The sequence below is a fragment of the Virgibacillus siamensis genome, assembly GCF_900162695.1.
In the GTDB taxonomy this organism is placed as follows: domain Bacteria; phylum Bacillota; class Bacilli; order Bacillales; family Amphibacillaceae; genus Lentibacillus; species Lentibacillus siamensis_A.
In genome coordinates this window covers 2,370,657-2,389,615 of record NZ_FUIH01000007.1, presented here as the reverse complement: position 1 = coordinate 2,389,615, position 18,959 = coordinate 2,370,657, and the positions used below count along the sequence as shown (strand labels likewise).

General features: G+C 41.8%; 16 protein-coding genes. 14 read left to right on the top strand and 2 right to left on the bottom strand.

Going from position 1 to position 18,959, the window contains the following annotated elements; all coding sequences use genetic code 11:
- The first annotated feature begins 7 nt into the window (after positions 1 to 7).
- From B1K71_RS15595 to B1K71_RS15570, 6 genes are all read left to right on the top strand, one after another.
- Complete coding sequence (locus B1K71_RS15595) at positions 8 to 1,252, top strand: metal-dependent hydrolase family protein (RefSeq protein WP_077328653.1); 1,245 nt, start codon at positions 8 to 10, stop codon at positions 1,250 to 1,252.
- 72 nt (positions 1,253 to 1,324) lie between these two features.
- Positions 1,325 to 2,614 (top strand): M20 family metallo-hydrolase, encoded by a 1,290-nt coding sequence (locus B1K71_RS15590; RefSeq protein ID WP_217697240.1) that lies wholly within the window; start codon positions 1,325 to 1,327, stop codon positions 2,612 to 2,614.
- A gap of 288 nt (positions 2,615 to 2,902) precedes the next feature.
- On the top strand, positions 2,903 to 4,222 hold the full coding sequence (locus B1K71_RS15585) for a hypothetical protein (protein ID WP_077328651.1): 1,320 nt from the start codon (positions 2,903 to 2,905) through the stop codon (positions 4,220 to 4,222).
- Between the two features lie 196 nt (positions 4,223 to 4,418).
- The gene (locus B1K71_RS15580) at positions 4,419 to 5,849 is read left to right on the top strand and encodes a M20 family metallopeptidase (RefSeq protein WP_077328649.1); all 1,431 of its coding nucleotides are present in this window, start codon (positions 4,419 to 4,421) and stop codon (positions 5,847 to 5,849) included.
- Between the two features lie 28 nt (positions 5,850 to 5,877).
- The gene (locus tag B1K71_RS15575; RefSeq protein WP_077328648.1) at positions 5,878 to 7,389 is read left to right on the top strand and encodes an AbgT family transporter; all 1,512 of its coding nucleotides are present in this window, start codon (positions 5,878 to 5,880) and stop codon (positions 7,387 to 7,389) included.
- Positions 7,390 to 7,416: 27 nt separating this feature from the next.
- Positions 7,417 to 8,694 carry an amidohydrolase gene (locus B1K71_RS15570; RefSeq protein WP_077328646.1) on the top strand — a complete coding sequence of 426 codons (1,278 nt, stop codon included), beginning with the start codon at positions 7,417 to 7,419 and terminating at the stop codon, positions 8,692 to 8,694.
- A gap of 73 nt (positions 8,695 to 8,767) precedes the next feature.
- Here the strand turns inward: B1K71_RS15570 and chbG are convergent, their stop codons facing one another.
- Together chbG and B1K71_RS15560 are read right to left on the bottom strand one after the other, a co-directional pair.
- Positions 8,768 to 9,478 carry a chitin disaccharide deacetylase gene (chbG, locus tag B1K71_RS15565; RefSeq protein ID WP_077328644.1) on the bottom strand — a complete coding sequence of 237 codons (711 nt, stop codon included), beginning with the start codon at positions 9,476 to 9,478 and terminating at the stop codon, positions 8,768 to 8,770.
- Positions 9,478 to 10,212, bottom strand: a complete 735-nt coding sequence (locus B1K71_RS15560) for a GntR family transcriptional regulator (protein WP_077328642.1) — start codon at positions 10,210 to 10,212, stop codon at positions 9,478 to 9,480. The genes chbG and B1K71_RS15560 overlap by 1 nt, the downstream gene beginning before the upstream one ends.
- A 183-nt stretch (positions 10,213 to 10,395) precedes the next feature.
- On the opposite strand from B1K71_RS15560, the gene B1K71_RS15555 reads away from it, so the two are divergent.
- The 8 genes from B1K71_RS15555 to B1K71_RS15520 all read left to right on the top strand — a co-directional run bounded on the left by B1K71_RS15555 (position 10,396) and on the right by B1K71_RS15520 (position 18,876).
- Positions 10,396 to 11,730 carry a 6-phospho-beta-glucosidase gene (locus B1K71_RS15555; protein ID WP_077328640.1) on the top strand — a complete coding sequence of 445 codons (1,335 nt, stop codon included), beginning with the start codon at positions 10,396 to 10,398 and terminating at the stop codon, positions 11,728 to 11,730.
- Position 11,731: 1 nt separating this feature from the next.
- Positions 11,732 to 12,043, top strand: coding sequence for a PTS sugar transporter subunit IIB (locus B1K71_RS15550; RefSeq protein WP_077328638.1), 312 nt, complete (start codon positions 11,732 to 11,734; stop codon positions 12,041 to 12,043).
- A gap of 15 nt (positions 12,044 to 12,058) precedes the next feature.
- Positions 12,059 to 13,363 carry a PTS sugar transporter subunit IIC gene (locus B1K71_RS15545; RefSeq protein WP_077328636.1) on the top strand — a complete coding sequence of 435 codons (1,305 nt, stop codon included), beginning with the start codon at positions 12,059 to 12,061 and terminating at the stop codon, positions 13,361 to 13,363.
- 18 nt (positions 13,364 to 13,381) lie between these two features.
- Complete coding sequence (locus tag B1K71_RS15540; protein WP_077328635.1) at positions 13,382 to 13,684, top strand: PTS lactose/cellobiose transporter subunit IIA; 303 nt, start codon at positions 13,382 to 13,384, stop codon at positions 13,682 to 13,684.
- A 168-nt stretch (positions 13,685 to 13,852) separates the two neighbouring features.
- Positions 13,853 to 14,857 (top strand): Gfo/Idh/MocA family protein, encoded by a 1,005-nt coding sequence (locus tag B1K71_RS15535; protein ID WP_077328633.1) that lies wholly within the window; start codon positions 13,853 to 13,855, stop codon positions 14,855 to 14,857.
- Positions 14,858 to 15,057: 200 nt separating this feature from the next.
- On the top strand, positions 15,058 to 16,038 hold the full coding sequence (locus tag B1K71_RS15530) for a sugar-binding protein (protein ID WP_077328631.1): 981 nt from the start codon (positions 15,058 to 15,060) through the stop codon (positions 16,036 to 16,038).
- Entirely contained in the window at positions 16,035 to 17,483 is a 1,449-nt protein-coding gene (locus tag B1K71_RS15525) for a sensor histidine kinase (protein WP_077328629.1), read from the top strand. The genes B1K71_RS15530 and B1K71_RS15525 overlap by 4 nt, the downstream gene beginning before the upstream one ends.
- A complete protein-coding gene (locus B1K71_RS15520; RefSeq protein ID WP_077328627.1) occupies positions 17,458 to 18,876 on the top strand; it encodes a response regulator transcription factor in 1,419 nt (472 codons plus the stop codon). The genes B1K71_RS15525 and B1K71_RS15520 overlap by 26 nt, the downstream gene beginning before the upstream one ends.
- Positions 18,877 to 18,959: the final 83 nt, after the last annotated feature.

Genomic DNA, 18,959 nt, shown 5'->3' with positions numbered 1-18,959 from the left:
GTTATCAATGGGGAAAACAATTATTAAAAATGGATTATTAATAGACGGGAACGGTGGAGAGCCTAAGCAACAGGCATTGGTGGCAATCGAAGGAAATAAAATCGTATATGCCGGCGCTGAAGAAGGCTATACCGTATCTGGTGATGAATCGATTGTGGATGCGAAAGGCGGTACAATTCTTCCGGGAATTATTGATTCGCACGTTCATATGATGATGGAATTTGCTCCAATTGCCCAGCGATTAGAGACACCATTCTCGTTCATGTATTTTCAGGCAGCGCAATATTTGAAAAATACACTGCATGCCGGTGTTACTTCTGTACGTGATGCATTGGGGACCGATCTGGGTGTGAAAAAAGCTGTGGAAGAAGGTCTGATTTCCGGACCGCGGCTCCAGTTAAGTATTAATGCTTTGACAATAACGGGAGGGCATGGAGACGGTTATACTGTTTCGGGAAGTGTACAGGACTTGCTTCCTTCGGGTTATCCCGGCATGCCTCATGGAAAATGTGATGGGGTGGAAGAAGTACGGAAAAAAACACGTGAAATGCTTCGTGCAGGGGCAGAGGTGATCAAGGTACACGCAACAGGTGGTGTGTTAAGTGCAACTGATCATCCGGAATTTACACAGTTTTCACCGGAGGAATTGCAAACAATTGTTCAGGAGGGTAAGTTCCGAAAAGGTGTTAAAGTAATGGCGCATGCCCAAGGTGCGGAAGGGATTAAAAATGCGGTAAAAGCAGGAGTGCACTCAATTGAACATGGTATTTTTCTGGATGATGAAGCAATTGAGATGATGCTGGAGAATGGGACATTTCTGGTGCCGACATTGCTTGCCCCGGTAGCGGTGCTTGAAACGGCAAACGAAAAAGGGATGCCGGATACAGCAGTTGAAAAATCAAAAGAGGTAATTGAATATCATAAAGCAAGTATTGCAAAAGCGCATGAGGCCGGAGTCAAAATTGCGATGGGGACCGATGCCGGTGTGATGAAACATGGTACGAATCTTCGCGAACTGGGTCTGATGACAGACATTGGGATGACACCAATGGAATCAATTGTTGCTTCAACAAAAACAGCTGCAGAATGTCTTGGCTGGGAAAGTGACATTGGGACGCTCGAGGAAGGAAAACTTGCCGATGTTGTGGTAGTGCAGGGGAATCCATTAGATGATATTCATGCGTTAGCGGATAATGATACAATCCAGGTTGTCGTGAAAAACGGAAAGATTGAAAAAAACGTGTTGGAATAAATACGTTATAAGGAAATGTGTCTTGTATTGGGCATGTTTCCTTTTATTTTTATGTACAGGAGGGTAATCATAATGGTGAACGATTTGTGTGCGGAGCTGCTTAAATCATATGACGATGGTAATGATGGAAACGGTATATATGGCGAAAGGCTGGCCAATCGTCTGCATGAAATAGCAAAAATTGGACTGACCAAGGATAACGGTTCCAACCGTCCAGGGTTTTCAAAAGGAGAAAAGAGGGCAAAGGATCTGGTTGCTGGCTGGATGCGGGAAGCTGGTTTGGACGTACATACAGATGGTGCCGGTAATGTGTTTGGACGTCTGGAAGGAAAGCATTCCAATGTTCCGGCAATTTTGAGTGGTTCCCATGTTGACAGTGTGCCTAATGGCGGTCATTTCGACGGGCCATTAGGTGTGTTGGCAGCGCTGGAGGTTGCCGAGGCATGGAGGGAAACCGGGTATCATCCGAATAAACCTTTTGAAGTGGTGATTTTTTCCGATGAGGAAGGTTCCCGGTTCAGCGGTGGTCTGAATGGCAGTGAAGCGATGATGGGTAAAGGCAATTTGGAAGAAAAGAAAAAGTTTCACGACCAAAATGGTTGGAGTTTTTCCGAAGTATTGGAAGATATTGATTTGAGTGTGGACAGTTATTCAAATGCCAAGCGTAATCCAACTGACATTGAAATGTTCATTGAAGTACATATTGAGCAGGGAAAGCGCCTTGAGAAAAAAGGACTTCCGTGTGGCATTGTAACCGGTATTGCCGGACCCTGCTGGCTCGAACTAACTTTTGAAGGGAAGGCAGGTCATGCAGGGAACACCCCAATGAATGACCGGCATGATGCACTGGTTGCTGCCAGTGAATTTATTGTTGAGGTAAATAAATTACCTGCAACGATTAGTGATTCCGCTGTTGCAACTGTAGGGAAACAATTTGTGGAACCAAACGGGGTTAATGTAATTCCTGGAAAAGTCACGCTGTACGTTGATATCCGGGATATTCATACTGAAACAAGGGATCGGCTAGTCAATGAAACGCTAAAGATTGCAACAAGTATTGCAAAAACATATGAGGTTGCCTTGGATACACAAGAAAAGACACGTGTTGCTCCGGTTCCGGTGAAGAAGACAATACAAAAAGACTTGGAAAGAGCTTTCGAAGGTAATAATATGGAGTGTTTCAAGTTGCCAAGCGGAGCGGGACACGATGCAATGATTGTCGGAACGGAATTGCCAATTGCCATGCTGTTTGTTCAAAGTAAAGATGGCATTAGTCATAATCCGGCGGAGTGGTCGGAATTAAACGATTGTGTGAAGGCGATTCAAGTTTTGAAGACGTTTATTGAGGATTTGCAGGGGTGATAAGGGAGAAGTAAGTGATCCCTGTCCCGGCAATCGGGTAACCAATTCATAAAAACCATTTTTTCAAAAAAGGCTAATCCAAAAGGTCATTTGTGACTTGAAGGATAAGTCTTTTTTTGTGTTTAAACAGGTACCAAAAAAGGATGGAAAAAAATGATTTCTAAGAGTTGAAAAAATATAGACATAACTGAATATTTTTAGTAATATGCATTTAAGGAATAATAAAGGATAAATTCCTTAAATATAAAAAAGGGGGAGTGAGCAGAAAATTTCATAAGGTGGTGATGAATGTTGCATATCACGATTGGGGTTATTGGACCGAGGGAGTCAGTTGGCCGCATATTAAAGGTTGCTGATGATTTTCCGGAAATTGAATTTAAGCCCTTTATTTATCAGGAAGTAAGTGAAATTAAATCAATTCTGAAGCAAAATAGATTATTGGTTGATCAGTGGCTGTTTTCCGGAATTATGAATTATTCGCTGGCTATAGAGCGGAAGTACATTACTGCAGGGGAAGGAAGCTATCCTACACTTCATGGTTCGAGTTTTTTCGGTATTTTAATGGATGCGCAGCTAAATCAGGGGAAGATTTTTCGAAATATTAGCATTGATGCGATAACCAATGAGGAAATGTCCAAAGTGATGGCATTTTATAATCTAGATGCTTTGACTTACTATAATGAGCCTTATGAGGGTTATGACACCCTGGCTAAATTAACAAAGTTTCATAAAACGCTTTACGAAAAAGGTAAAACAGAAGTTGCCATTACCGCTCTTAAATCAACGTATGATGCTTTAAAAACGGAAGGGATTCCGGCATACCGACTGACACCTTCCTATATATCCATTAAATTGACCATTCAACTGTTGTGTGAACGTGCACAGGCAAATCGGTATGAGAGCATGCAGATGGCAGTAGTTGGATGTAAAATTGTGAACGAAATTTCAGAAGATGAAGCTTATGATTTATTTAGGTGGAAACACCACGAGCTGGATATTAAGAAAGCGCTGATGCATCTTACAGAGGAAATGAATGGATCCTTTGTGGATGTCGGTGATGGATTGCACTTTATTTTTACTACTAAAGGCGAAATAGATGATGAGTCTGAAAAAAGTCTTTTTCAATTCATCCATGAATTTATGGTACGGGATAAGTTGTCCATTGGAGTCGTTATTGGTTATGGCGAGAATGTATCCCATGCTGAGCGAAACGTTCGTTATGGTTTAAATGAAATGAAACAGGACGAACGGCCGCATATCCTGGTCATTAATGAACAACAGGCAGCGACTATTAAATATCCGAGCGATGAAAGCGCTTTGCTCGATTTGAAATATATTGAGCAGGTACTGATGGAAAAGTATGGTGAAACAATAAATATTAGGGATGCTGTTCGACTTATCATGTATTCCCATAAATACAATAAACAGGCATTTACATCACAGGATATTTCCAGGTGGTTACAAAGTACGGACAGGAATGGCAGAAGGATTTTAAAGAATTTAGAAAACGCCAAAGTCATTGAAAAATGCGGAACGGCCTATTCCAAACAAAAAGGCAGACCCAAAATTATGTACCAGTTTACAGAGAACATTCTGTTTTCTCCATAATTATTAATTTTGATGAAAATGAGGTAGTGGAGTTATTGGCAAATTTACGTGGTTGAATTAACCAAATTTAGGCCACAAAGCCTTGGAGTATACAGAAGTAAGCAATCTTATAAACGGAACGAAGGTAATGTCGGAATACCTTCAAACAGAATCAATACAGTAGTGCAGCATGAAGTCTATATGGAGGAATAAAAAAATGAAAACGTTTGTAGAACAGTATTTAAAAGATCATGAGTCCTATTTTAAAGAAGTAAGTTCTTTTATCTATCATCATCCTGAAACGAGATTTGAAGAATACACTTCATCTGAATTTTTGGCGAAGGAATGTGAAAAGCAGGGATTTATAGTGAAACAGAATGTTGCCAATATTGAAACTGCTTTTACGGCAACTTACGGATCGGGAGGCCCTGTCATTGGATTTTTGGGCGAATTTGATGCATTATCCGGGTTAAGTCAAGAACCAAATAAAACGTCTTATAAGCCAATGGAACACGATGTTGGTCATGGATGTGGGCATAACCTCTTAGGAACAGGAGCATTTGCAAGTGCCTGTGCCGTCAAAAAGTATCTTGAAGAGAACAATCTTCCCGGTACTGTGAAGTTTTTCGGCTGCCCTGGAGAAGAAGGTGGTTCCGGGAAAACATTTATGGTTCGTGAAAGAGTATTTGAAGGCGTAGATGCTGCTCTGACTTGGCACCCTTCGCCGGCGAATGCGATTATGAGCCTATCAAGTCTGGCAAACTATCAAATATTTTTCCGGTTTAAAGGTACAGCCGCCCATGCTGCCAATGTTCCACACCTGGGAAGGAGCGCGCTGGATGCTGTGGAGCTAATGAATGTCGGTGTTAACTATATGCGCGAACACGTTATTCCAGAAGCACGTATCCATTATGCCGTAACAAATACGGGAGGTATCTCTCCAAATGTTGTCCAGGCAAATGCTGAGGTTCTGTATTTGATTCGTGCACCAAAAGTACAACAGGTTGATGGGATGTATAAACGAATAAAGAAAATTGCTGAAGGTGCTGCTATGATGACGGAAACGGAAGTAACGATTGAGTTTGACAAAGCATGTTCCAACTATATTCAAAATCGCAGCCTGGAGAAAATACTATATAAAAACTTAAAAGACATCGGCACGGGGAATCCAACGGGGAGCGAGAAAGAATTTGCCAAGGAGATATGGTCCACATTCAACGAGTTGGAAAGGGAGAACTTTTTGGATCCGATGACTGGTTTCGGTTATTACGGTGATGGAAGTGAATTTGACGGTAAATATTTGGCAGATACAATCTCCCCATATTATGAATCAAAAAATATTTTGGCGGGATCTACTGATGTGGCTGATGTCAGCTGGGTTGTGCCAACAGCGCAATTAACTTCTGCAACATCAACATTAGGCACTGCGTTGCACACGTGGCAAATGACGTCACAAGGGCTGAGCAGCTTTGCAAACCGAGGAATGCTGCGGGCTGCCGGAAGTATGGCATTAACAGGAATTACCTTATTTGAATCAGAAGAAGATTTGAATAATGTTAAAAAGGAATTTCAAGCCTTTCGAAACAAACATGACTACACCAATCCCATTCCAGAAGGTGTACGTCCTTCTAAACTGAATGAACGTTAACAATCTATTTTCATAAGTGAGGGATTTGATGAAAAACAAAAAAGGCCTGTTTCAAAGATTTTTAGACATTGTAGAACGTGTTGGAAATAAATTACCTGATCCATTTGTGTTGTTTATCGGTTTGGCATTTTTAATGGTTATTGTATCTTATTTGCTCAACCTTACTGGAGCTTCTGTTGTTCATCCGGGGAGCGGGGAAGAAGTACCGATTAAGAATCTGCTCTCTGGTGATGGATTGCAATTTATTCTTACATCGATGTTGGAGAATTTCACCGGCTTTGCTCCTTTAGGACTTGTATTGGTCATGATGTTGGGGATTGGATTAGCTGAAAAAGTTGGACTATTGGATTATGCCATTCGAAAAACCATTTTAAAATCACCGCCATTCTTACTGACGTATACCGTAGTATTTGTGGGTATAATGGGTAATCTTGCATCCGACGCTGCAGTTGTGTTAATCCCTCCTTTGGGTGCTTTGGTTTTCTATAAAGTAGGAAGACATCCATTGGCGGGTCTGGCTGCCGGTTTCGCTGGGGCTGGTGCCGGTTTTACAGCAAACCTATTTATCGCGGGAACGGATGCTTTGTTGGCCGGAATATCAACGGAGGCTGCCCAATTAATTAGTGATTCTGCAACTGTAACCCCAGTAGATAACTGGTATTTCAATATTGTATCTGTTTTTATGCTAACGATTGTTGGCGGGATTGTAACTACTAAATTTATCGAACCACGGTTAGGCAAATATGAAGGGGATGAAGTGGAGGCGGAAGACAGTGAGGAACTTCCGAATGCGAAAAAAGGTTTTATCAATGCATTGATTGCGGGATTAGTATATATTGCAATTATTGCCATTACTGTATTTTTACCGAATAGTCCATTACGAAATGATGAAGGTGGAATCGTGCCATCTCCATTGCTGGAAGGAATTGTCCCAATCATCTTTGTATTCTTTATTATTATTGGGGTCACTTTTGGTATAACGGTTAAGAAGATTAAAACGAGTAAAGATGTCAGTGATTATATGGCAGAATCTATGAAAGATATGGCTAACTATATTGTACTCGTATTTGCTATCGCACAGTTCATCGCCTTTTTTAATTGGTCCAATTTAGGTACATGGGTAGCTGTTAATGGTGCAGAGTTTCTGAAAGATATTGAGTTTACGGGTATTGGATTAATCATCGGCTATGTCATTTTTACCGGTTTAATGAACTTTTTAATTACATCCGGTTCAGCAAAGTGGGCAATCGAGGCACCAATATTTGTCCCAATGTTTATGCAGTTGGGGTATGATCCTGCATTTACGCAAGTTGCCTATCGTATTGCCGATTCATCGATGAACATTGTAACACCATTGTTTCCTTACATGGTTATTATTCTTGCGTTTATGCGCAAGTATGATAAGAATACGAATATAGGAAGCTATATTTCACTAATGCTGCCATATTCCATAACATTCCTGCTTTCATGGATTGTCTTGCTGCTAATCTTTTACTTCACAGGTCTGCCTTATGGACCTGGTGTCCATACGTATATGTAGGTAATCATTTATCAGGAGGAAAATATCATGCAAAACGATACATTAGCGAAAAAAATAATCGAGTGGAGAAGAGATTTTCACCAATACCCGGAAACCGGTTTTTTGGAAATGCGTACTGCATCAATTGCGGCGGGAATTTTGGAAAGCTATGGACTTGAATTGAAAATGGGAAAAGAAGTTATGTCTGCAGATCATTGCATGGGTAAGCCGAATGAAGAGGAAACAAAAAAACATCTGGCATGGGCAAAAGAGAATGGTGCAAATACAAATTACCTGGACTATTTTTCGGAGGGTTATACCGGAATCGTGGCTACATTGGATACCGGAAAAAACGGTCCCACTGTTGCTTTTCGGGTTGATATGGATGCCCTTCCGATTTATGAATCGACTAGTGAAAACCATATCCCTTTGCAAAAAGGGTTCCGTTCCGTAAATGATAATATGCATGCTTGCGGTCATGATGCCCATACATCAATAGGACTTGGGCTGGCTGCACTGCTCGCGGAAAACCAAGAATCATTACAGGGGAAATTTAAATTAATATTTCAACCGGCGGAAGAGGGAACGCGTGGTGCCAGGTCAATGGTTGAGGCGGGTGTTGTATCTGATGTTGATTATTTAATTGCATCACATATTGGTACTGGGGTTCCATATATGCATGTGGTGGCTGCAAATAATGGTTTTTTGGCGACATCCAAGCTGGACGTTTCGTTTACAGGTGTTGCATCACATGCCGGCGGAAATCCGGAACAGGGGAAAAACGCTTTACTAGCAGCAGCCAACATTGCTCTTAACCTTAGTGCCATTCCTCGTCACTCCAAAGGTGTAAGCAGGGTTAATGTTGGAGAGATGCATGCAGGAAGCGGAAGGAACGTTATTCCGGATAAAGCAGCATTAAAAGTGGAAACCCGTGGAGAGACTTCCGAAATCAACGACTTTGTAAAACAACAGGCAAAGTCCATTGTGTCTGGAGCAGCAGCAATGTATGGGGTGGATTATGATATGGAACTTGTCGGAGAAGGGATTAGCTGTACATGTTCAAATGAACTTGCTGCCGTTGTTCATGAAAGCACAGTGAATGCTGGTCTGACAGGAGCTCTTGAAAGTAATGAAAGTGCGGGATCGGAAGACGCAACATTTTTTATTGATGCTGTTCAAAGGCAGGGTGGTTACGGAACATACTGTATATTTGGGACAGACTTAGCTGCGGGTCATCATAATGAAAAATTTGATATTAACGAAGAGACACTTTTACCAGCTGTTGAAATTTTATACAATGCAGCATCTAAGTTATGTAAAAAATAAGTACAATGAAGAGCTGCGATTGTGATTTGTGATGAAGCCATAATAGAAGAGGGTGCCTAAGTGGCGCCCTCTTCTATTTAAGTCCATCATGCCTCTCAACCCAATCCGGTATATTTAAGCTGCATAATATATCCAGTTCCTCTTTTCGCTTTTGATGATAGGAACTTACTGACATTAATTCTTCATCCAAAAAAGCTGGATGTGTCATAACTTCTACTGATTTCGCCTCCAAATACTTCAGATCTTCAAATATCTGGTCATTCACTCCTGCCCCATAAAATTCCAGCCATAGTTTTTCAGTCAATAGCAAATCCGGGTCATCCTGGAGGGTATCTGTATAGCGTACTGGCACACCATATTCAGTTGCGAGCTTCCGGATAGTTTCTTTTAAAGGAAGCCATCCATGTACATGGTGATGACTGTCAATGTGGTGGAGTGTCAGTCCGGTTTTTAAAAAAGCTTCAATTTGTGCCCGCCACTCTTTTTCCACTTCGGGCGGGTTCGGCGGCTCCATGTCTGCAAATGTATTATTGTATTTAAAATTACCATCATTTGCGATTAACCCGGGGACAGATGCGCTGATTGGCTTTCCCCAAGTTAAGACAAGGTGAATTCCAGTTTTTAATGTGGGAGTCTTTTTTGCCTGTTGAACGGCATAATTAACAGCATTTCCATTCATCATCATAGTCGTTGAGTTCACTGCACCATCAAGATGTGCTTTGATGATTCCATCAGTTATTCCCTTTGTTAAACCGAAATCATCGGCATTAAACAGTACCTTCATTACTCTTCCTCCCGGTGTGGGTAGTTACGCTCAATCATAAAATTGGTTTTGTCTCCCCGAAAATAAGACCGGGAATATTCGACTTTTTTGCCAGTCGAATCCTCAGCAACTGTTTCAATATAAAAACATGGCAGACCCGGTTCGCATTTCAAATGGGTGCTTAGCCTTTCGTCGGCAAGCGTGATTTCAATGTGTTCAGTTGTTTTGGCAACGTGAATATGAAACGTTTCCTTTAATGTTCGATACAGAGATGTCTCGGCATGGTGTTGTGTAATTCCTGGGGCGATGCTCCAAGGAATAAAGGAAATTTCATATTGTGTCGGTTCATCATTTGCTTTCCGGACCCGTTCAATGCGCTGTATGGGGTCATTTGTATGGACAGGAAGTGTTTCTTGCAGCACATCGTCAGCCGGAATAACTGATATGCTGAGTAATGAAATTTCGGGTTTCTTTCCTTGGACCTTTACCTGGTCACTGTATCGGTGAACGGTATTGGAAAGGGTTTGTTTTACCTTTTTGTCAGCTACAAATGTGCCGCTTCCTTGCTGTCTTGTTAGATATCCCTCAAGCGTCAGCTGGTTTAACGCAGTACGGATAGTGGTCCGGCTTGTATTGAATGTCTGGCATAGTTCATGTTCGGTTGGGATTTTCTCGCCGACTTTGTATTCTCCGGACTTAATCCTCTTAAGCAGTTCCTCTTTGATATAGGCGTGTAATGCTTGTTTTTTATCCATGACGTACTCCTTCAATTTGTATATTATAAATTTTACAATATTATCAAGGTAATAACAAATGAATTATATTTGTAATAACAAATTTAAATATTGTCTGGACATTGACTTATTTGTATGGTACATTTTTAGTGTAATAGTAAGATAATTTTGAAAGCGTTTTAGCGTAAAGGAGATGGAACCAATATGTCATTGAAGGTGGTTATTATTGGTGGAGGGTCCAGTTATACGCCAGAAATAATGGAAGGTATTATTAAACGGCATGATTCATTTCCGGTAACAGATGTTGTCCTTGTCGATATTGAGCCGGGAAAAGAAAAGCTGGACATTGTCGGCAGATTGGCCGAACGGATGATTGAAAAGTCAGGAAAACCTATTAATCTTTCATGCACACTTGACCGGAAAAAAGCATTGCAGGGGGCTGACTTTGTTTCCACCCAAATTCGGGTTGGTGGATTGGCAGCACGGGAGAAAGATGAACGGATTCCGCTCAGTCATGGCTATATCGGTCAGGAAACTAATGGTGCGGGAGGAATTTTCAAGGCGTTCCGGACAATACCTGTATTACTTGATATTGCCGCAGATGTGCATGAAGTTTGTCCGGATGCATGGATTATCAACTTTACCAACCCGGCCGGAATTATTACGGAGGCGCTGCTGAAGCATTCACCGCATAGACGGGTAATCGGCGTCTGTAATATTCCGTTCAATATGCGGCATTCCACTGCTGAAATTCTGAATGTACCGCCTGATGATGTCAAGATTGAGTTTTTGGGCATGAATCATTTTGTATTCGGAAAAAAGGTGTTTGTGAAAGGGATTGATCGGACTGCGGAAGTGCTGCATAATTTGGCCGAAGAAAAAATTGATTATTCGCCTGCCAATATTGTCAGCCTTGGGTGGTCCAAGACATTTATCGAGTCGGTTGAATTACTGCCAAATCCTTACCATCAATATTACTTCCAGACAAAAGATGTACTGGTAAAAGATTTAACCGCTTTTCGGGAAAATGGAACCCGGGCGGAGGTAGTGAAGAAGCTGGAGAAGGCTTTATTTGATTTATATAAAAATCCGGAATTAACAGAGAAACCGAAAGAACTAGAGGAAAGAGGGGGTGCTTATTACAGTGATGTAGCCTGCAGTTTAATGGATTCCATCTATAATGACAGGGAAGATGTACAGACGGTGAATACGCTCAATCAAGGGGCACTGCCGGATTTACCGGATGAATGTGTCATTGAGGTCAACAGTGTGATTACGAAGCACGGTCCGCGGCCGATTGCTTCAGGGCCGTTGCCATATATGATACGTGGAATCATCAGTCAAATGAAAAGCTTTGAGGAATTGGTAATCCAGGCGGGTGTCACCGGAAGTTACCATGATGCCTATGCCGCAATGGTTATGAATCCATTAGTTGCAGATGAGAGGGACAGTAAAGTTTTGCTCGATGAACTGCTGGAAGCGCATCAGGATCATTTACCGCAATTTAATCAGAAAAATGTTAAGGAAGGGGTCGAATAAGATGAAAAATATTATGTTGGTTTGCTCAGCGGGTATGTCAACAAGTTTACTCGTAACCAAAATGGAGAAAGCAGCTGCAGAAAAGGGAGAGGAAATTAAAATTTTTGCTGTATCCGAAGCAGAGGCAAGCAATCACTTTGATTCGATTGATATTTTGCTGCTTGGACCGCAAGTACGTTTTTTAAAAGGAAAATTGGAAAAGCGGCTTGCTGGTTACAATGTGCCGGTTCAGGTGATTGAAAGTGTTGACTACGGTATGCTTCATGGCGGTAAAGTACTGGAGAAGGCGTTGGAAACACTATCAAATAAGTAGAGGCGGGTGTATGAGATGAACAGATTTATTGAGTTTATGGAAAGACATTTTGTACCTGTTGCATCCAGAATTGGTTCACAACGGCATCTTGTTGCAATCCGTGATGGTTTTGTAACAATAATGCCTTTAATGATTTTAGGATCGATGGCGGTCCTGATTAATAATTTGCCGATTGCACCGTATCAGGATTTCCTGACTTCCATATTTGGGGGAGATATTTGGAAGAAATTTGGCGGGAATTTATGGGAAGGCACATTTCAAGTCATATCAATTTTGGTGGCGTTTACAATAGCCTATCAGCTGGCCAGGTCATATGATAAGGATGCGCTGTCGTCCGGGATTGTATCGGTGGCATCGCTTGTCATCATTATGCAGCCAATTGCCGAGGGTGCCGGACTGCCGATTATTTGGGCAGGGGCACAAGGATTGTTTATCGCAATTATTACAGCACTTGTATCTACGGAAATTTTCATACGTCTGCTGGGGAATAAACGATTGCAGATCAATATGCCTGAAGGGGTACCGCCGGCAGTTTCCAAATCGTTTTCCTCTCTTTTTCCATCGATGATAACACTGTCCGTATTCGCACTTGTTGAAGTGATTTTATTGGCAATTGATATTCCGGATATTCATCAATGGTTTTACGAACTTATTCAGGCACCAATATCGCATTTGTCCAATACACTATTTGCCGCTATTCTGATTGCATTATTAATTCATATCTTGTGGTTCTTTGGGCTGCATGGATCGAACATGATGGAACCGATCATGCAGGCGGTTTATTTACCGGCAATTGAGGCAAATGCGGAGGCATTTAAGACAGGTGAGGCGATTCCGTATATCGTGACTAAACCGTTTTTCGATGCGTTTATGTATCTGGGCGGAACGGGGGCGACACTTGCCCTGATTACAGCAGTATTTATTGCTGCAAGGAGTCATAAACACTATTACCAGGTTTCGAAGTTATCTGTGGCACCGGGATTGTTTAACATAAATGAACCGATTTTGTTTGGATTTCCGGTTGTATTGAACCCAATTTTATTTATTCCATTTATTTTAACACCTGTTGTTTTGACTACATTCAGTTATATTGTTATTTCAATTGGACTTGTGCCGAAGACGGTTGCGTTTATTCCGTGGACAACGCCGCCTGTCATTGGTGGATTTTTGGCAACAGGTTCCTGGCGCGGTGCGATGCTTGCTGCCGTTAACTTTGCAATTGCTGTCGTAATGTATGTGCCATTTGTAAAAATTGCAGCAAAGAACTATTTTCAAAAACAAAACACAACGAATTCGGATGCAAATTCAGAATCAGCGTGATACAGGAGGAGAACTAGGATGGAAATGGAACAGGTGATTATGGGAATTATTATGCACAGCGGCGATGCAAAAAGCAATGCCATGGAAGCTATTCAGCACGCAAAAGCAAATGAAATGGAAGAGGCAAGAGATTTACTGGAAAAAGCTGAACAGGAATTGTTGGAAGCACATGGAAAACAGACCGGTTTAATACAAAAAGAAGCACGCGGTGAAAAAACAGAGCTATCATTATTGCTGGTCCACGCACAAGATCACCTAATGACTGCAACAACCTTTAAAGACCTCGCCAAAGAATTCATTGACCTGTACCAGCGTCTATAAAAAGTCCACGGTTCATCCGAAGCTTATTCGACAGGCTCCATAAGAATTTTGTCGGAATGCGTCGGTTTGTTTTAAAGTGTTGATTACGTGTGAAACCTATGCAAGAATTTCTTGTATAGGTTTTTCTATTATAGCGAGAATGATAATTTTAAAATTGGAGGAGATTTTATGACGAGGGTGCGTTGGGGAGTTTTGAGTACAGCAGGCATTGCGCAGAAAGCTCTGCTGCCTGCTTTTGCAAGGGCTGATCATGCTGAAGTGCTGGCGATTGCGAGTGGAAGTGATGTGAGGAAGGCTGAAGCGGTTGCGGAGAAATTTAATATTCCAAACACATATGACAGTTATGAAAAATTGCTGGAGGATCCAAATATTGATGCGGTCTATATCCCGCTTCCAAACCATTTGCATAAAGAATGGGTGATGGAAGCTGCCAAAAAAGGCAAGCATATTTTATGTGAGAAACCGGCATCCATCAATGCTGACGATGTGCTTGAGATGAAAAAGGTTTGTGAGGAACATGGTGTTCTGTTTATGGAGGCATTCATGTATCATTTCCATCCGCAGCATGAGCGGGTAAAGGAGATTATTGATTCCGGTGAAATTGGCAATGTTCAGTTGATGCGTGCTGCCTTTTCCTTTTACCTTGCCGAGAAGGATAACAATATCCGGATGAGCAGTGAAAAAGGCGGCGGCAGTATTTACGATATCGGCTGCTACGCGATACACTCCATACGGAATATTCTTCGGGATGAACCGGAAAAAGTATCCGTTCAGGGGACAGTGGATCCGGCTTATAATGTCGAAACGGATGCGGTCGGGTGTCTGGAATTTTCAAATGGAGTCCGTGCCGTGTTTGATTCCAGCTTTAATATGACTTTCCGGTCTGAATATGAAGTGGTTGGAACGAAAGGCAGAATTATTGTTCCACGGGCGTATCGTCCGGATAACCACGGCGGCGATGGATTGGTTATTGTTAAAAAAGCGAATGAAGAAAGAACAGAAACGTTGAATAATGACCAGTACCGTATGGAAGTGGAGCATTTATCACAGGCGATATTGGAAGGGAAAAAGGAACTGTATCATGATCTGGAAAATACAATCAACAACATGCGCGTGATTGATGCATGTTATGAATCTATTAAACTTGGTGAAGCAGTCTCTCTCAAGTGGTAGACTTACTTGAGCAACTTGTGCGAAAGCAGCACAAGTCCGGAAGGCCACCAAAATCGCGCGGCGGGTACCCAAACCTATGAAAAAAATCCATCCTCAACCCCCGCGCAAGAGACTCTCCCCTTTGCAGATTATTTCATGATAAACTGAATATACGAATTTTGCAAAAAGAGAGAATCAGTTCAGGTTTGGGGTGAGGGGAAATGAGCAATTCCAGATTGTTTCTGTACACATTGTGCGGGGTTATCTTTTGTATAAGTTTTATAGGTATGATTATTTATGGCTATAAAACTTTTTTTATTGAAACGAAAAAAGTGACTTCGGAAGATTATCAATATCATTTTGCCTTAATCGCTGAGGAAGCGGATAACGCGTACTGGCGGATGATTGAAAAGGGTGCAAAAAAAGCTGCCGCGGAACATGATATCTACCTAGAGTACCTTGCACCGACAAGGGCTGATAATGATAACCTGCTCAAACTGCTGGACCGGATGATTTCAGCCAAGGTGGATGGCATCATCGTACAGGGGGTTGAGGGGGAACGATTTGTGGATCTGGTCCATAAAGGAGTGGAGCGGGGAATCCCGATTATTACCGTGGATACGGACGTTCCAGAAAGTGAGCGGAAAGCATATGTTGGGACAGACAATTTTCAGGCGGGCAAACTTGCCGGGAAGGCGCTTATTAAAAAGACAAGCGGGAAACAACATGTCGGAGTTGTGCTGGGGAGATTTAATGCAATTAATCAGAAGCTGCGCCTGCAGGGATTTCAAGAAGTTATTAACGAGCATTCGCGCATACATATTGTCGCAATGAAGGAGTCAAACATTTCATCAATTGGTGCTGCACAGGCCGCGTATGATCTGCTGAAAGAATTCCCATCGATTAATACCTTTGTGGGGATGAGTGCGCTGGATGGAATTGGAATTACGGATGGGATTCAGGAGATTGCCCCTGATCGAAATTTTACCATTATTGCTTTTGATCTAATCCCGGAAACACTTGCGTTAATCCGGGATGGGAAAATCAATGCTACGGTTGCGCAATATCCTGAGCGAATGGGAACGAAGGCTGTAAATGTGCTAATTGAACTGCAAGAACATGATCTGTTGGATAATGAAAAATATACCGGAACAAAAGTGATTGAAAAAGGGGATTTACGTTCGCGTGGTGAGCAAAAATGAAAACGATACGCGGCAAATTAATCGTCTATTTCTTTGTTTTTGTCTTCCTGTTTCAAATAACGGCAGTCTCCATCTTTGTCAGCTCCAATGAATTAACCAATACGTATCATGACAGTTTTCAACGGTTCCTGCTATTGAATAAAATTTCACAGAACGCTTCGGAACTGTATTCCACAACAAAAGCTTTTGTGAATGAACCGAATGCTGTGAATTCTGATGCATATTTTGATATTAAATCGGAACTTGAAAACAATGTTCACCAGCTTACTGAATCTGTCTATTATATTGATACAATTGAGATGAAGAATTATATCAATCTGATTGATACATATATTCATGAGACAGACCTGACAATGGGCTTTGTCCTTCGGGATGATACGGAACAATACATCAATCACTTGGAGGAATCGGGGAATGCATCGGACTATATTGCGGCATCCACATTGGAAATTATTAAGCTGGAATTGACTGCCTATCAATCTTTTTATGAAGATTTGCAGCAGCGGAATCATCATTTTTTGCTGTTTATCCTATTTTTGTTTTTAACAACGATATTGCTGGCGGTGTTTTTCGCGCTATGGTTTTCCAAAGGGATCACACGGCCGGTTGAAAAGCTTTCAGCAGCAGCGGAGGAAGTTTCTAAAGGTGAGCTGAAGGGCGATCCGGTGAACATTCGGACAAATGATGAACTGCGGCTCCTTGGTGATACTTTTAACCAGATGCGGACGAATATTTATGAATTGTTTGAGGAGATACAAGACCAGTCAGAGCTTGATCGCCTCGTAAAAGAAATGGAGTTGAAGCACCTCCAAAATCAGGTGAATCCGCATTTTTTGTTTAATACGTTAAATACAATATCCAAAATGGCCTATCTGGAGGATGCCAAGGCTACTTCCGGGCTGATTGATTCAGCGGCAGCATTACTTCGGCACAGTCTTGGCGAGTTGGACCACAGTGTTCCATTAAACGATGAAGTGAAGGTAGTGCAGGACTATTTCCATATTCAGCAGGTAAGGTTTTCGGAGCGGGTGACGTTTCAATTGGATGTGGATGCGAAATGTCTGGATATTGAAGTACCACAATTGACGCTGCAGCCACTGGTTGAAAATGCATTTATCCACGGAATTGAAGGCAAAGAGGAAGGCGGTACGATTTCGCTGGTAATTTTTCAGAATGAATGGAATGCAGTGGTTGAAATAAGGGATGATGGTGTCGGAATGGAACAGGAAAAAATCAAACAGATTATTTCCCTGACCAAACAGGAAGAACATGTCGGGCATTCAACCGGAATTGGTTTGACGAATGTCATCCGGCGTCTGCAATTGTTTTTCAAAAAAGAACATGTAATGGAGATGGAATCTGAACCGGGAAAAGGAACTGTGATCCGGCTGTTGCTGCCGGTTGATAAGGAGGTGTCAAATGAGAGTGCTGATTGCGGAAGATGAATTGCTGGAACGGAAAGCAATGCGAAAGTTTCTGGAGGATCATTTCAATGAAATAAGTGTAATTGCGGAGGCCGCGAATGGAAGAGAGGCAATCAAACAAGCGGCGGACATGGACCCCGATATTATTTTTATGGATATTAAAATGCCTGGAATCAATGGACTGGAAGCGATTGAAAAAATCCAGCAGGTTCGTCCGGAAAGTAAGTTCATTCTGGTGTCTGCTTATGACTCGTTTAATTTTGCAAAGCAGGCAATGCATTATGGCGTGAAAGAATACATATTAAAACCAGGCAGGAAAACGGAAATTGTGGAATCTATTTTGCGGGTGAAGAAGGAAATGGAACTGGAAGCAGCACAAAAGGCTGAGAAAAGGAGTTTGATTGAGGAACGTTTGCTTGCCAACGTCATGCAGCAATCGTTGAATGATGAAGATTATAAACTGTTGAAGGAATATTTCCCTGATTTTAAAAGCGGTTTTTTCCTGGTGATACAGATGGATGCAGCTCTTGAAAAAGAGGTGGTGCGCGCGAAATTCGGCATGCACCTGGACCAGCCGTTTATTGTGAATTCCACGGACAGCAAGGCTTTGTGCTGTGTGTTGGGGGACACAAAATTGGACAAATCAACTGTGTTGGTTCAGGCACGCAAGATACATTTGGAATTTGGTGACGCCTGTTTTCTGGGTCTTGGTTATCCCTATAGCACATTGGAAAATCTGCCCAAGTCGTATCATGAAGCACTTACCGCAGTTTATCAGCTGACCAGGCAAAACAAGCGAAAATATGGCTTTCCGGATGTTACGGAAGAAAAAGAAGCCGGAGCGGATATCATCAAGAAATTGCTTGCTGAAATGGAAAGGGGCAATGAACAGGAAGCGGTCCGGTTTTTTGTGAACAACAAAGCATTTATTTCAACTGAAGCATATGAGAGGCTTTATTTTAATGTGAAGCAGATGCTGGAAGAACAACATCTGACATTACCTGGGCAGTCGATTTCAGAATTGCATACCGACGAGGCGTGGCAGCAGTTTATTTCGTTGTGCTGTTTGAAATATCAGGAATTCTATCAATCCAAAAAACTGATTGAAAGGGTAAAGGACTATATTGAGAAACATTATAGGGATGGCATTACATTGGAGGATATGGCGGCCCATGCAGAACTAAGCCCGAATTATTTTTCCAATGTGTTCAAGAAGGAATTTGGCTGTACGTTTGTTGAATATGTAACAGAGAAGCGAATGAATGAGGCGAAACAGTTGCTGATGGAAAATGAATATACCCTTAAGGAAATATGCTACATGCTCGGGTATAAGGATCCGAATTACTTCAGCAGGGTATTTAAAAAGCATTTCCACATGTCTCCGAAAAAATTTCAGCAGCAAATCTTAAAATAATGCAGAAAATCATAAAAAAATACAGAAATTGAAGCACAAGTCTGTCTTCAGAAAATTATATAATAGGGTTTGAAAACGTTATC

What these genes read in the sequence shown, in the direction of transcription:
- B1K71_RS15595 (WP_077328653.1), top strand. Translation starts at nt 8, where the DNA reads ATGGGGAAAACAATTATTAAAAATGGATTATTAATAGACGGGAACGGT.
- B1K71_RS15590 (WP_217697240.1), top strand. Translation starts at nt 1,325, where the DNA reads ATGGTGAACGATTTGTGTGCGGAGCTGCTTAAATCATATGACGATGGT.
- B1K71_RS15585 (WP_077328651.1), top strand. Translation starts at nt 2,903, where the DNA reads ATGTTGCATATCACGATTGGGGTTATTGGACCGAGGGAGTCAGTTGGC.
- B1K71_RS15580 (WP_077328649.1), top strand. Translation starts at nt 4,419, where the DNA reads ATGAAAACGTTTGTAGAACAGTATTTAAAAGATCATGAGTCCTATTTT.
- B1K71_RS15575 (WP_077328648.1), top strand. Translation starts at nt 5,878, where the DNA reads ATGAAAAACAAAAAAGGCCTGTTTCAAAGATTTTTAGACATTGTAGAA.
- B1K71_RS15570 (WP_077328646.1), top strand. Translation starts at nt 7,417, where the DNA reads ATGCAAAACGATACATTAGCGAAAAAAATAATCGAGTGGAGAAGAGAT.
- chbG (WP_077328644.1), bottom strand. Translation starts at nt 9,478, where the DNA reads ATGAAGGTACTGTTTAATGCCGATGATTTCGGTTTAACAAAGGGAATA.
- B1K71_RS15560 (WP_077328642.1), bottom strand. Translation starts at nt 10,212, where the DNA reads ATGGATAAAAAACAAGCATTACACGCCTATATCAAAGAGGAACTGCTT.
- B1K71_RS15555 (WP_077328640.1), top strand. Translation starts at nt 10,396, where the DNA reads ATGTCATTGAAGGTGGTTATTATTGGTGGAGGGTCCAGTTATACGCCA.
- B1K71_RS15550 (WP_077328638.1), top strand. Translation starts at nt 11,732, where the DNA reads ATGAAAAATATTATGTTGGTTTGCTCAGCGGGTATGTCAACAAGTTTA.
- B1K71_RS15545 (WP_077328636.1), top strand. Translation starts at nt 12,059, where the DNA reads ATGAACAGATTTATTGAGTTTATGGAAAGACATTTTGTACCTGTTGCA.
- B1K71_RS15540 (WP_077328635.1), top strand. Translation starts at nt 13,382, where the DNA reads ATGGAAATGGAACAGGTGATTATGGGAATTATTATGCACAGCGGCGAT.
- B1K71_RS15535 (WP_077328633.1), top strand. Translation starts at nt 13,853, where the DNA reads ATGACGAGGGTGCGTTGGGGAGTTTTGAGTACAGCAGGCATTGCGCAG.
- B1K71_RS15530 (WP_077328631.1), top strand. Translation starts at nt 15,058, where the DNA reads ATGAGCAATTCCAGATTGTTTCTGTACACATTGTGCGGGGTTATCTTT.
- B1K71_RS15525 (WP_077328629.1), top strand. Translation starts at nt 16,035, where the DNA reads ATGAAAACGATACGCGGCAAATTAATCGTCTATTTCTTTGTTTTTGTC.
- B1K71_RS15520 (WP_077328627.1), top strand. Translation starts at nt 17,458, where the DNA reads ATGAGAGTGCTGATTGCGGAAGATGAATTGCTGGAACGGAAAGCAATG.